Raw genomic sequence first — 11,835 nt, forward strand, 5'->3', positions numbered from 1 at the left:
TTTCGAGGCGGTCGCCCTCAGAACTCCTCCCAACCGTCTTCGACGGCTGCGGCTTGAGGCTTGGGTGCGGCGCCGCCTCGGCCGAGGACCTTCAGGGCGGCGGCCATGTGGCTGCTAGGCTTGACGACCGGCGCAGGGGTGCGAACCGGCGCGGGCGCGGCGGCGCGCGACGACGTCGAGCCCACGCGGAACTGGGCGACCGAGGCCTGCAGACTTTCCGCCTCCTGGGCCAGCGAATGGCTGGCGGCGGTCGACTGCTCGACCATGGCGGCGTTCTGCTGGGTGACCTGGTCCATCTGGTTGACGGCGGTGTTGACCTGGGCCAGGCCGACGGCCTGTTCCTGGGCCGAGGCGGCGATCTCGGTGATCAGGCTGTCGATTTCGGCGACGCGGTCCACGATCCGTTGCAGGGCCTCGCCTGTCTCTCCGACCAGTTTCACGCCTGCGCCGACTTGGCCGGTCGAGGCCGAGATCAGGGTCTTGATCTCCTTGGCGGCTTCGGCCGAACGCTGGGCCAGGGCGCGGACTTCGGAGGCGACCACCGCGAAGCCACGACCGGCCTCGCCGGCGCGCGCGGCCTCGACGCCGGCGTTCAAAGCCAGAAGGTTGGTCTGGAAGGCGATCTCGTCGATCACGCCGATGATCTGGTTGATCTGGGTGGACGAGCCCTCGATGGCGGTCATGGCATGGACGGCGTCGCGCACGATCACGCCGCTCTTTTCGGCGTCGCCGCGCGCGGCCTGGACCACGTCTGAAGCCTGGCGGGCGCCCGAGGCGGTCTTGTTCACCGTGGCGGTGATCTCATCCAGGGCGGCGGCGGTCTCTTCCAGTCCTGCCGCCTGCTGCTCGGTGCGGCGCGACAGGTCGTCGGCCGCCTGGCTGATCTCGCCGGCGCCCGAGCGGATGCCCGAGACATTGAAGATGACCACAGAGACCGCCTGCTGCAGCTGAGCGATCGCGGCGTTGAAATCGGTCTTAAGCCGCGCCGCCTTGGGCGCAAAGTCGGCCTCGATCCGATACGTCAGATCGCCATCGGCCATGGCCGACAGACCTTCGCCCAGGGCCTGAATCGTGATGCGATCGGCCTCGGCCTCGCGCGCCTTTTCGACCTCGCGCGCCATGCGCTCCTGTTCGCCGAGCGACCTTTGCGACACAGCCTCGGCTTCCAGCCGATCCTTCTCGATGGCGGCGTCGCGGAAGATGGCCAGGGCGGCGGCCATCTGGCCGATTTCGTCGCCGCGCGCCACGCCGGGGATGTCAGACCCTCTGTCGCCGTCGGCCAGACCGCGCATACGGCGGCCCAGGGCCACTACGGGCATGGACACCGACCGTCCGATGAACCAGCCGGCCGCCCCGGCGGCGCACGCGACCAACAGCGCCAGACCGCCCAGTGTCAGCGCCGCCTTGCCGACAGCGGCGGCGATCTGGTCGGTGTAGACGCCGGAGCCGATCACCCAGCCCCAAGGGGCAAACCCCTTCACATAGGAAATCTTCGGCGCTGGCTCTTCCTGACCGGGTTTGTCCCACTGGTAATCGACAAAGCCTTCACCGTCCTTCTGAACGACCGAGACGAATTCCTTGAACATGAGCACGCCGTCGGCGTCGGTCTTCGCGCTCAGGTCCGTGCCGTTGAGGGCCGGTTTCATCGGATGCATCACCATGGTGGGATGCATGTCGTTGATCCAGAAATAGTCGTCCTGGCCATAGCGCATGGCGCCGACTGCGACCTTTGCCGCATCCTGAGCCTGTTCGCGCGTCAGGCGCCCGGCCTGCTCTTCGGCCTGATAATGGGCGACGACGCTATAGGCGATCTCGACGGCCTTTTTGGTCCTGTCGGCGATGTCGTCGCGCATCACCTTGTTGACCTGAAACAGGCCCAGCCCGGTGACGATCAGCAGACCCGCTATGGTCACCAGCGTAAGAAGGTTGATCCGGCCGCCGATCGACAGGGTTTTCATGTGACGTTCCGATATTGAAGTCGAACCATCACATTTCGGCCAAGGATGTTAATTTTGGCGAAACGCCGCCGCTAGGTAGAAACCCGTAATGGCGGCACGTTGCGACAAGACGTCTTCGTCCCGTCGAAATCCGGCTTCTTCACGCGTCCTTTGTTTAACGGCGTACGAACTCCAGGAAGACCGGCGTCGTGTCGCCCAGCTTCTTTTCTTCGTAGCGGGTTACGACGTGATCGGCGGGCGGGACGAACCAGTCCTGGTCGGCTGGCCCCATTCGCTCCAGGCCCTCCGTGCGGTTCAGCCGCTCCAGCGCCCATTCGGCGTAATCCAGCCAATCGGTGACGAAGCGCAGGGCGCCGCCGGGCTTCAGGATGCGCGCGAAGGCCTGGGCCGTCTCGTCCTGCAGCAGGCGGCGCTTGTTGTGGCGCGCCTTGTGCCAGGGGTCGGGGAACAGGATCAGCACCCGGTCGACCGAGGCGTCCGGCAGGGCGTCCACCACGTCACGCGCATCGTCGGCGTGGATGCGGACATTCTTCAGATCGCCCTCCTCGACATGGCGCAGGGCCGAGGCGACCCCGTTCACGAAGGGCTCGCAGCCGATCACCAGGGCGTCGGGCCGCGTCGCCGCCTGGGCGGCCATATGCTCGCCGCCGCCGAAGCCGATCTCCAGCCAGACCTCGGTCGCCTCCGGCATCATCGTCTTGGGGTCCAGCGGCCCGGCGTTGGGATCGGGCACGGCGATCGCGGGCAGCAGGGTCTCCATCAGCGCCGCCTGGCGGGGCTTGATGGGGCGGGCCTTGATGCGGCCGAACGATCGCAGCGGGCGGTCGAGATGCGGGTTTTCGTCCTCGGGACGGTCATCGGCGTTCATGCGCCTGCCGTTAGCCGTCGCGGCTGCGGGCGTCCAGAAGACGAACGCCGAAACCTTTTGACGGTCGCGGCCGAACGCCCTTCTATGCCGGTCACAAGCGGCGTCGGGGCTGACGCATCGCGGGAGAGGGATTTCGATGATCGGACATCATCTGCGGGGCGTCAGCCTCGCGGCCATTACATGCGCCGTGCTGGGCCTGTCGGCCTGCGCCACCACCGGCTCGACCCCTGATGATACGGCCGCGAAACCGTCGAAGGAGCGGACCTTGGCCGCCGGTCTGGATCCCGCGACGACGCTGGATCCCTATCCCTCCACCTATCAGCCCATGCCGCGCGAGAACTTCGCCGTGGTCGGCGCCACCGTCCTGACCGGCACGGATCGCAAGATCGAGAACGGCGTGGTCGTGGTCACAGACGGCAAGATCGCCGCCGTCGGCGACGCCTCGACCCCCGTCCCTTCCGGCTATCGCGTCGTCGAGGCCCGCGGCCGTTATGTCACCCCCGGCGTCATCGACGTGCACAGCCACCTGGGCGTCTATCCGTCGCCCGGCGTTCAGGGAATGAGCGACGGCAACGAGGCGACCAATCCGAACACCGCCCAGGTCTGGGCCGAACACTCGCTGTGGCCCCAGGACCCTGGTTTCAACACCGCCCGCGCGGGCGGTGTGACGACGATGCATATCCTGCCCGGCTCGGCCAATCTGTTCGGCGGGCGCGGCGTGACCATCCGCAACGTGCCGTCGATCACCATGCAGGGCATGAAGTTCCCGGCCGCCCCCTATACGGTCAAGATGGCCTGTGGCGAGAACCCGTCGCGCGTCTATGGCGGCAGGAACCAGAGCCCGGCGACCGGCATGGGCAATATGGCCGGCTATCGCGCCGCCTTCATCGCCGCGCGCGAATACAAGGCCAAGTGGGACAAATGGCATGAGACGGGCGAGGGAACGGCCCCGACCCGCAATCTGCAGAACGAGACGCTGGCCGGCGTTCTGGACGGCTCAATCCTGATCCAGAACCACTGCTATCGCGCCGACGAAATGGCGCTGATGATGGATATGGCCAAGGAGTTCGGCTATCGCATCGCCACCTTCCACCACGCGACCGAGGCCTACAAGCTGGCGCCGCAACTGGCCGCCAACGGTATCTGCGCGGCCATGTGGACCGGCTGGTGGGGCTTCAAGATGGAGGCCTTGGACGCCATTGAGGAGAACGCCGCCCTGGTCGACGCCCAACAGGGATCGTGCGCCGTCATCCACTCAGACGACGCCGAACTGACCCAGCGGTTGAACCAGGAAGCCGCCGCCGCCCTTTCGGCCGGTCGCCGCGCCGGGTTGAACATTTCGGAAGAACACGCCATCGGCTGGTTCACCTCCAACGCCGCCAAGGCCATCGGCATCGCCGACCAGACCGGGTCGCTAACGCCGGGCCTGCGCGCCGATGTGGTGATCTGGAGCGCCGATCCCTTTTCCATCTACGCCCGCGCCGATCAGGTCTTCATCGACGGCGCCCTGACCTTCGACCGTTCCAACCCCGCCTATCAGCCGACCAGCGACTTCGAACTGGGTCAGCCGGGCTATGGCCTGACTGCCGCCAACGTCACGGAAGGAGCCCGCTGATGCGCCTGTCTCACATCCTCGCGGGCGCCGTCGCGGCCCTCTCTCTCGCCGTTCCTGCGATGGCGCAGGAAACCGTCGCCATCGTCGGCGGGCGCATCCTGACCGGAAACTCCGTGATCGAGAACGGCACGGTCGTGATCCGCGACGGCAAGATCGTCTCGGTGGGCTCAGGCGGAGCGCCGTCCGGCGCCCGCGTCATCGACGCGGCGGGCAAGACGGTCGCGCCCGGTTTCGTCGCCGTGGATTCCGGCCTGGCCGGGACCGAGGTCGGCTCGGTCAGCGGCACCAACGAACTGCGCAACAGCGCCAATACCCTCAGCGCCGCCTTCGACATCTCGTACGGTCTGGACCCCTGGTCCTTCACCCTGCCGGTCGCGCGGTTGGGCGGCATTACCCGTGCGATCGTCGTGCCCCAGCATCCCGGCTCGTCCGGCGGCCATGTGCATGAGGACGAGACGGCCGGCGCCGGCGACCGCGGCTATCAGACGCCGGGTCTATTCGCGGGTCAGGCGGCGATCATCAATCTGGGCCAAGGGTCCAACATCCTGGTCAAGCCGCGCGTAGCCATGGTCGCCCCCTTCGGCGAAGCGGGCGCAGGCATCGCCGGCGGTGCGCGCGGGGCGCAGTTCGTCCTATTCAAGGAGACGCTGTCGGAGGTCCGCCTCTATGCCCGCAACAAGTCGGCCTATGAGCGGGCGGGCCTGCGTGACCTAAGCCTGTCGCGCGCCGATCTTGAGGCTCTGATCCCCGTCGCCAACGGGACGATGCCGCTAATCGTCACCGTCCACCGCGCCTCGGACATTCAGCAGGTGCTGCGCCTGGCGCGCGAGGAAGGGATCAAGCTGATCCTGGACGGCGCCGAAGAGGGCTGGCTGGTCGCCGGCGACATCGCGTCTGCGGGCGTGCCGGTGCTGCTGAACCCCATCTCCAACCTGCCCAGCGATTTCGAGATGCGGGCGGCGCGGGCGGAGAATGCGGCGGCTCTGAACGCGGCGGGCGTCGTGATCGCCATCAAGGGCAACGAGGGCTCGACCCACCGCGCCCGCGAGGCCCGCTACAACGCCGGCAACGCCGTCTCGCACGGCCTGCCCTACGGCGCCGCCATCGCCGCCCTGACGGTCAATCCGGCGAAGATCTTCGGCATGGCCGGGCAGTTCGGCCAGATCGCGCCGGGCGCAGCGGGTGACGTCGTCGTCTGGTCCGGCGATCCGTTGGAGCCGCTCAGCCAGCCGTCCGCCGTCTTCGTCAATGGCGTCGAACAGCCCCTGACCAGCCGCCCGCTGATGCTGCGCGACCGCTATCGCCAGCAGACGCCGATGCCGCCGGCCTATCGCAACTGAGGACCGCTTTGGTCTGAACGGAAAGGGCGGGGCCGGACGGTCCCGCCCTTTTTCATTGGCCGCGTCCGCGCTAGGTCAGGCCCATGCCCACCGTGCTCTACATCGACGCCGACGCCTGCCCCGTGAAGGAAGAGGTGTATCGCGTCGCACGCCGCTATGGGCTGAAGACCTATGTCGTCTCCAACACCTGGATGCAGGTTCCGCGTGAGCCGCTGATCGAACAGGTGGTGGTGGACGCCGGCCCCGACATCGCCGACGACTGGATCGCTGAGCGGGCGGGCGTAGGCGACGTGGTCATCACCGCCGATATCCCCTTGGCGGACCGCTGTCTGAAGTCGGGCGCACAGGCGCTGAAGTCGAACGGCCAGCCCTTCACCCCGGACTCCATCGGCTCGGCCCTTGCCGGACGGATGGTGGGCGAGCATCTGCGGTCGATGGGCGTGGCCACATCCGGTCCGCCGCCGTTCTCGGCCGCTGACCGTTCGCGTTTCTTGCAGGCGTTGGATCAGGCGGTGGTCAAGGCGCGCAAGGCGGCGACATGACCACTGTCATCCCCGAGGACGAGCTGGAGTTTCACTTCTACCGCGCGGGCGGTCCTGGCGGGCAGAACGTCAACAAGGTGTCGACCGCCGTTCAGATGCGGTTCGATGTGAAGAACTCGCCGTCGCTGACCGATCCGGTCAAGGCGCGGCTGATGAAGCTGGCCGGCAGCCGGCTGACGCTGGAAGGCGTGATCCTGATCACCGCCGTGCGTCACCGCACCCAGGAGCGCAATCGCGCCGACGCCATCGACCGGCTTCAGGCCATGGTCGACGAGGCCTCGATCCGTCCCGTCTATCGCGTGCCGACCCGGCCGACCAAGGCGTCCAAGGAACGCCGCCTCAAGGCCAAGACGACCCGCGCCTCGATCAAGTCGGGGCGCGGCAAGCCTTCGCTGGACTGACGATCAGCTCTCGGCCGGGCGGAACAGCAGGGCGGCGATCTTGTCCTCGGCGTCGAAGCCGATCAGCCATTCGGTAACCTGATTGTCGAAGGTGACCTTGAACATTTGGGCCTCGCCTTCCTGTTTGACGTATTCGACCGTCTTGACGGCGCCGAAGCCCTTGATCAGCGGGACCACCTGGGCCTCCTGCTGACGGATCTGGGTTCCGAGACCCGTCGTGAAATCCGAATAGTCGAAGCCGGTCCCCTGGGCGCCGGCGATCACGGCGCGCAAAGCCTCTTCGGAACGCGCGATGTCGGGAGCTTGGGCGGCGGACGCCGTTGCGGGCGCAGCGGCGGGGCGGGCTTGAGGCGCTGCGGCTTGAGCCGGGCGGTCGAAGGCGTTCGGCACAGCGCCGGCGGCGGCCTGAGCCAAGGCGGGCACGGGCGCCAGCAGCACGGCGGCTGCAATAGCGGTCTTCATCAAGGTCGGCTTCATAGCGAAAGCTCCGGTCAGGTCAGATAGGGCCAGAGCGAAAGGCCCAGAGCCGTCAGGGCCGCGATAACCGCGACCGTGACTGAAGCCGCCACCCAAGCCGGAGTTCCCGACTTTTCGATGACCACGGCCGCCGGGCGCGGCGGCTCCTGAACCAGGCGCGAGATGGCGCGGGCGGCGGCGATCATTTCGTTGATCGCATCGCGCGCCTGGGCCTGCGGTCCCAGTTCGCGGCGGATCCAGCGTTCGACCACCGGCTGGGCGGCCTTCCACAGATCGTGATCGGGTTGCAGCCGGCGCGCCACGCCCTCGACCGAGACCATGGTCTTTTGCAGCAGGATCAGTTCGGGCCGCAGCCGCATGTCGAACAGGGCGGTGATCTCGAACAACTGGCCCAGGAGCCGGCCCATCGACACCTGGCTGGCGGCACGGCCGATCACCGGCTCACCGACGGCGCGCAGGGCCTGTGCGAAGGTCTCGACCGAGTGGTGCGGCGGGACGTAGCCGGCCTCGAAATGCACGCGCGAAATCCGGTCGTAGTCGCGGCTGATGAAGCCCCACAGAATCTCGGCCAGATAGCGCCGCTCCGCCGGTCCCAATCGCCCGACGATGCCAAAGTCGATCGCCGTCAGATGAGCCGGCGCGCTGGCGAACAGATTGCCCTCGTGCAGGTCGGCGTGGAACACCCCATGGTCCAACGCCTGGACCAGGAAGGCACGCACGACATTGTCGGCCAGCTGATCCTTGTCCAATCCCGGCAGGTCCGTAAGCGCCGGATCCGTCATGGGCACGCCTTGCGCCCATTCCAGCGTCAGCACGCGCTTGCCCACCCCGTCCCAGATCACGGCCGGCGCGGACATGTATCCGTCCTTGGCCAGCACCTCGGCCATCTCGCTGGCTGCGGCGGCCTCCAGCCGCATGTCCAACTCCAGATCCAGGGAATTGGCGATGGTCTCGACAAAGGCCGACGGCTCCAGCCGCCGCGCCATCGGCACGAGCCGCCAGACGAGCCGCGCGGCCAGCCGCATTGAATCCAGGCCATTGGCGACCCGCCGCTCGACCCCCGGCCGCAGCACCTTGACCGCCACGGCCCGCCCGTCGGCCAGGGTCGCGCGGTGCGCCTGGGCCAGGGAGGCGGCGGCGACCGGCGGGCTGAGATCGATGAACAGACTTTCGGCCGGACGACCCAGCGACCTCTCGATCTCGCGACGGGCCTCTTCCAGAGAGAAGGGCGGCAGGGCGTCCTTCAACCGGCCAAGATCGCGCGCGAACTCCAGCCCGAAGATGTCGGCGCGCGTCGCCAGGACCTGGCCCAGTTTGATCGCCACAGGGCCCAGATGTTCGAACGCCTTGCCCAGCCTCTGGCCCGGCCGCCCCTGACGCCCAGCGCGACCTGAGAACAGTTGCACGAACCGTGCGAACGGCCGCGTCCAGGCCGGCAGCAGATGGGTCACCTCGCGCGGGATCAGGGCGTCATGACGCGCCAGGACCCACAGCCAGCCCAGCAGGCGCAGGAAGGACGCAACCGGGTTCTGGACCGCGACCGTCGCGGGCGGCGGCGGGGCCGTGCGATAGATCCGGCTGGTCAGATCGCCCACCCGTGATGGATGGCGGCGATCCCGCCCGACAGATTGGTCACGGACACGCGTCGGAAGCCGGCGTCCTCGATCATGCCCTTGAACGTATCCTGATCGGGGAAGCGACGGATGCTCTCGACCAGATACTGATAGCTGTCGCGATCCTTGGCGACCCAGCCGCCGATGCGCGGAATGGCGTGGAAGGACCAGGCGTCATAGACCTTGCGGATCGGCGTGGTCGTGGGGCGCGAAAACTCCAGGCACAGGAACCGACCGCCCGGCTTCAGCACCCGGCGCGCCTCGGCCAGGGCCTTGTCGATATGGGCCACGTTGCGGATGCCGAAACTGATCGAATAGGCGTCGACCGAGGCGTCCGGCAGCGGCAGGTTCATGGCGTCGCCGACGCTCCACTGCATCTCCGGTTCGCCGCCCTTGTGGACGCCCGCCAGGATCATCTCGGCGTTGTAGTCCAGTACGATGACATTGGCGTCCTCGCCGCCGCGCCGCTCCTGGGCGGCGCGGGCCATCTTGGAATAGCGACGCGCCATGTCGCCGGTGCCGCCCGCGACGTCCAGAATGGTCTCGCCGGGACGCGGGTTCAGCTTGGCGGCGGCGATGTCCTTCCAGATGCGGTGGACGCCGACGCTCATCAGGTCGTTCATCACATCGTAGTTGGAGGCGACGGAATCGAAGACCCCGCGCACCATTTTCACCTTCTCGCGCGCATCCACGTCGCGAAAGCCGAAGGAAGAACGATCACCCGACGAATGCGGGCCGTGGGAGGAGGCGTCGGTCATAGTCGTCGTCTAGCGCGTCGCAGCGCCCCCGTCATCCGATGAGACACCCGATCAGGCCGCTTCGGGCTGCGGCAGTTTCAAATCCTTCATCACGTCGCGCATCAGGCCGTAACAGCCGCACGACGCCGCCTCCAGGCCGTCGCGATCCAGCACCTTGACCCAGCCCCGACCCCGCTGGATCAGAGACTTGCCCTCCAGCACCGTGCCGACCTCGGACACAGTGGCGCGACGTACGCCCAGCATGCCGGCGATATCGGCCTGCGTCAGGTCGATCCGGTCATCCTCGGCCCGGTCGTGGAGCATCAACAGCCAACGGGCCAACCGTTCGTCCAGCCGGTGCTGGGCATTGCAGGCGGCCGCCTGCTGCACCTGCGCCATCAAGCCTTCGGTGAAACGCGACAGGGCCGAGCGCAGCGTCTCGCTGTGTTCCAGCGCATCGCCGAACACCTCGGCCGAGCAATGGGCCGCGATCCCGTCGCGTTGGGAAATGGCCCGACTGGCGGCGCGGGCGTTGAACGGTCCGCAGGTCACGCCGATCAGGCCTTCACGCCCGATGGCGGCCGTCTCCACCATCTTGTCATCCGGCAGGATGGTCATCAGCGACACCACGCCCTTGATCGGAAACCAGACCTGATCGACCGCCTCGCCGGCGTCATAGAGCATCTGGCCGCGCGTGATCTCGCGCTCTTTCAAATGCGGTTCGATCCGCTTGCGGTCGGCCGCATCCAGAGCGGCGATCCAGAGATTTTCCATCCTAACCCCGCTGGCGACCGATGACGCCGAAGAGCGACGATCGCTGCTCGATCAATGCACAAGCTTGACCATGGGTTCCCTAGATGGATCCGCGCGGCTTCGCCGCTTGCCGCCATCCATCAGGCGCCCTACGCCAAAGAAAAAGAGGAAACGCGATGACCGACACACGGCTTGACGTAGCGGAAACGCTGAAGGATTTGCCCACCTGGCGCGCGTATGACGGCGATCGCCCGGCCATCACGCGGACGCTGAAGTTCGCGGATTTCAACGCCGCCTTTGGCTTCATGACCCGCGTCGCCCTGATGGCCGACAAGATGGACCACCATCCCGAATGGTCGAATGTCTACGACCGCGTCGAGATCCTGCTCACCACCCACGACGCCGATGGCGTGACGGACAAGGACGTGACCCTGGCCCGCTTCATTGACGACGCCGCCGCCGGCATGGGGGTGAAGTCGTGAGCGGCGCCGCGCATCCCGGCCGCGTCGCCGGCAAGACCGCCCTGATCACCGGCGCGGCCGGCGGTCTGGGTGAAGCCATGGCCTTCATGCTGGCCCGCGAAGGCGCCCGCGTCGCCGTCACCGACATCGACGCCGCACGCGCTCAAGCCTTGGCGAGCCGGATCAATGCGGAAGTTCCGGACGCCGCCTTCGCCTATGCCCACGACGTGGCCAGCGAGGCGGAATGGGAAGGCGTGATCGCCGCCGCCGTCGCCGATCTCGGCGGCCTGTCGGTGCTGGTCAACAACGCCGGCGTCGGCGGCCCCCTGGCCTTCGTCGAACAGGACACGATCGAGAACTGGCAGCGTCAGTACGAGATCAATCTGCGCTCCATCATGCTGGGCGCCAAACACGCCATGCCGCATCTGCGCGCCTCGGCTCCGGCCTCGATCATCAACATCTCCTCGATCGCAGGGCTCGCGGCGGCCCCCGGCATGGGCGCCTATAACGCCACCAAGGCGGCGGTCTGGATGTACACCAAGACCCTGGCGCTTGAGGCCGCGAAGGCCGAATGGAACGTGCGCTGCAACTCGGTCCACCCTGTCTTCATCAAGACGCCGATCCTGGATCCCTTCATCGCCATGGCCGGCGGCGACGAGGACAAGGCGCACGAGCGCCTCGCGCGGGGTATTCCTCTGAAGCGGATCGGCGAACCCGACGACGTCGCCTATTGCGTCCTCTATCTGGCGTCCGACGAATCCAAGTTCGTCACGGGGTCCGAGTTCAAGATCGACGGCGGCATGACGGCGCAGTAGGGCGCGAGCGCCCTACTACTTTCTTTTTGGGGCTATCGCGCTTCGCGCTGCTTGAGGCTGTTGGCCTTCCTTGTCGGTGATTGATGGCGGCCATCCGGTCGTCATCCGCGCATTCGGGATTGAGGCCGCCTGCGCCATGCTGTAAGCGGCCTGTTCCGGCGTCGCGCCGGCCGACGCACCCGTAGCTCAGCTGGATAGAGTGCTGCCCTCCGAAGGCAGAGGTCACAGGTTCGAATCCTGTCGGGTGCGCCACTT

General features: G+C 67.2%; 12 protein-coding genes and 1 tRNA gene. 7 read left to right on the top strand and 6 right to left on the bottom strand.

Annotation, left to right across the window (positions count from 1 at the left end; all coding sequences use genetic code 11):
- Positions 1-17: 17 nt before the first annotated feature.
- Both JX001_RS01445 and trmB read right to left on the bottom strand, forming a co-directional pair.
- Positions 18-1,958, bottom strand: coding sequence for a methyl-accepting chemotaxis protein (locus JX001_RS01445; RefSeq protein WP_205681995.1), 1,941 nt, complete (start codon positions 1,956-1,958; stop codon positions 18-20).
- A 154-nt stretch (positions 1,959-2,112) separates the two neighbouring features.
- Positions 2,113-2,826: a tRNA (guanosine(46)-N7)-methyltransferase TrmB gene (trmB, locus tag JX001_RS01450; protein WP_205681996.1), complete on the bottom strand. Its 714-nt coding sequence runs from the start codon at positions 2,824-2,826 to the stop codon at positions 2,113-2,115.
- Positions 2,827-2,962: 136 nt separating this feature from the next.
- Between trmB and JX001_RS01455 the strand changes: the two genes are divergently transcribed.
- The 4 genes from JX001_RS01455 (at position 2,963) to arfB (ending at position 6,724) form a co-directional block, all read left to right on the top strand.
- Positions 2,963-4,441 (top strand): amidohydrolase, encoded by a 1,479-nt coding sequence (locus JX001_RS01455; protein WP_205681997.1) that lies wholly within the window; start codon positions 2,963-2,965, stop codon positions 4,439-4,441.
- Complete coding sequence (locus JX001_RS01460; protein ID WP_205681998.1) at positions 4,441-5,781, top strand: amidohydrolase family protein; 1,341 nt, start codon at positions 4,441-4,443, stop codon at positions 5,779-5,781. The genes JX001_RS01455 and JX001_RS01460 overlap by 1 nt, the downstream gene beginning before the upstream one ends.
- A gap of 83 nt (positions 5,782-5,864) precedes the next feature.
- Positions 5,865-6,323, top strand: coding sequence for a YaiI/YqxD family protein (locus JX001_RS01465; protein ID WP_055809473.1), 459 nt, complete (start codon positions 5,865-5,867; stop codon positions 6,321-6,323).
- The gene (gene arfB / locus JX001_RS01470) at positions 6,320-6,724 is read left to right on the top strand and encodes an alternative ribosome rescue aminoacyl-tRNA hydrolase ArfB (protein WP_055809476.1); all 405 of its coding nucleotides are present in this window, start codon (positions 6,320-6,322) and stop codon (positions 6,722-6,724) included. Before JX001_RS01465 ends, arfB begins: the two co-directional genes overlap by 4 nt.
- A 3-nt stretch (positions 6,725-6,727) precedes the next feature.
- Here the strand turns inward: arfB and JX001_RS01475 are convergent, their stop codons facing one another.
- Genes JX001_RS01475 through JX001_RS01490 form a run of 4 tightly spaced genes read right to left on the bottom strand, consistent with a single transcriptional unit; the run spans position 6,728 to position 10,325 of the window.
- Positions 6,728-7,201 carry a hypothetical protein gene (locus tag JX001_RS01475; protein WP_241004706.1) on the bottom strand — a complete coding sequence of 158 codons (474 nt, stop codon included), beginning with the start codon at positions 7,199-7,201 and terminating at the stop codon, positions 6,728-6,730.
- A 14-nt stretch (positions 7,202-7,215) separates the two neighbouring features.
- Positions 7,216-8,796, bottom strand: coding sequence for a 2-polyprenylphenol 6-hydroxylase (gene ubiB, locus JX001_RS01480; protein WP_205681999.1), 1,581 nt, complete (start codon positions 8,794-8,796; stop codon positions 7,216-7,218).
- Positions 8,784-9,572 (bottom strand): class I SAM-dependent methyltransferase, encoded by a 789-nt coding sequence (locus tag JX001_RS01485; RefSeq protein WP_205682000.1) that lies wholly within the window; start codon positions 9,570-9,572, stop codon positions 8,784-8,786. The genes ubiB and JX001_RS01485 overlap by 13 nt, the downstream gene beginning before the upstream one ends.
- A gap of 51 nt (positions 9,573-9,623) precedes the next feature.
- Entirely contained in the window at positions 9,624-10,325 is a 702-nt protein-coding gene (locus JX001_RS01490) for a Crp/Fnr family transcriptional regulator (RefSeq protein WP_199060756.1), read from the bottom strand.
- Positions 10,326-10,480: 155 nt separating this feature from the next.
- Between JX001_RS01490 and JX001_RS01495 the strand changes: the two genes are divergently transcribed.
- The 3 genes from JX001_RS01495 to JX001_RS01505 all read left to right on the top strand — a co-directional run bounded on the left by JX001_RS01495 (position 10,481) and on the right by JX001_RS01505 (position 11,832).
- On the top strand, positions 10,481-10,786 hold the full coding sequence (locus JX001_RS01495) for a 4a-hydroxytetrahydrobiopterin dehydratase (RefSeq protein ID WP_205682001.1): 306 nt from the start codon (positions 10,481-10,483) through the stop codon (positions 10,784-10,786).
- A complete protein-coding gene (locus tag JX001_RS01500; RefSeq protein ID WP_205682002.1) occupies positions 10,783-11,580 on the top strand; it encodes an SDR family oxidoreductase in 798 nt (265 codons plus the stop codon). The genes JX001_RS01495 and JX001_RS01500 overlap by 4 nt, the downstream gene beginning before the upstream one ends.
- 175 nt (positions 11,581-11,755) lie before the next feature.
- A tRNA-Arg gene (locus JX001_RS01505) sits at positions 11,756-11,832 on the top strand.
- Positions 11,833-11,835 lie beyond the last annotated feature (3 nt).

This window comes from Brevundimonas fontaquae, from assembly GCF_017086445.1.
GTDB classification, from domain to species: domain Bacteria; phylum Pseudomonadota; class Alphaproteobacteria; order Caulobacterales; family Caulobacteraceae; genus Brevundimonas; species Brevundimonas fontaquae.

Bases quoted from the DNA above. Each gene is read 5' to 3' on its own strand.
- JX001_RS01445 (WP_205681995.1), bottom strand. From the start codon at position 1,958: ATGAAAACCCTGTCGATCGGCGGCCGGATCAACCTTCTTACGCTGGTG.
- JX001_RS01455 (WP_205681997.1), top strand. From the start codon at position 2,963: ATGATCGGACATCATCTGCGGGGCGTCAGCCTCGCGGCCATTACATGC.
- trmB (WP_205681996.1), bottom strand. From the start codon at position 2,826: ATGAACGCCGATGACCGTCCCGAGGACGAAAACCCGCATCTCGACCGC.
- arfB (WP_055809476.1), top strand. From the start codon at position 6,320: ATGACCACTGTCATCCCCGAGGACGAGCTGGAGTTTCACTTCTACCGC.
- JX001_RS01475 (WP_241004706.1), bottom strand. From the start codon at position 7,201: ATGAAGCCGACCTTGATGAAGACCGCTATTGCAGCCGCCGTGCTGCTG.
- JX001_RS01495 (WP_205682001.1), top strand. From the start codon at position 10,481: ATGACCGACACACGGCTTGACGTAGCGGAAACGCTGAAGGATTTGCCC.
- JX001_RS01460 (WP_205681998.1), top strand. From the start codon at position 4,441: ATGCGCCTGTCTCACATCCTCGCGGGCGCCGTCGCGGCCCTCTCTCTC.
- JX001_RS01490 (WP_199060756.1), bottom strand. From the start codon at position 10,325: ATGGAAAATCTCTGGATCGCCGCTCTGGATGCGGCCGACCGCAAGCGG.
- JX001_RS01465 (WP_055809473.1), top strand. From the start codon at position 5,865: ATGCCCACCGTGCTCTACATCGACGCCGACGCCTGCCCCGTGAAGGAA.
- JX001_RS01485 (WP_205682000.1), bottom strand. From the start codon at position 9,572: ATGACCGACGCCTCCTCCCACGGCCCGCATTCGTCGGGTGATCGTTCT.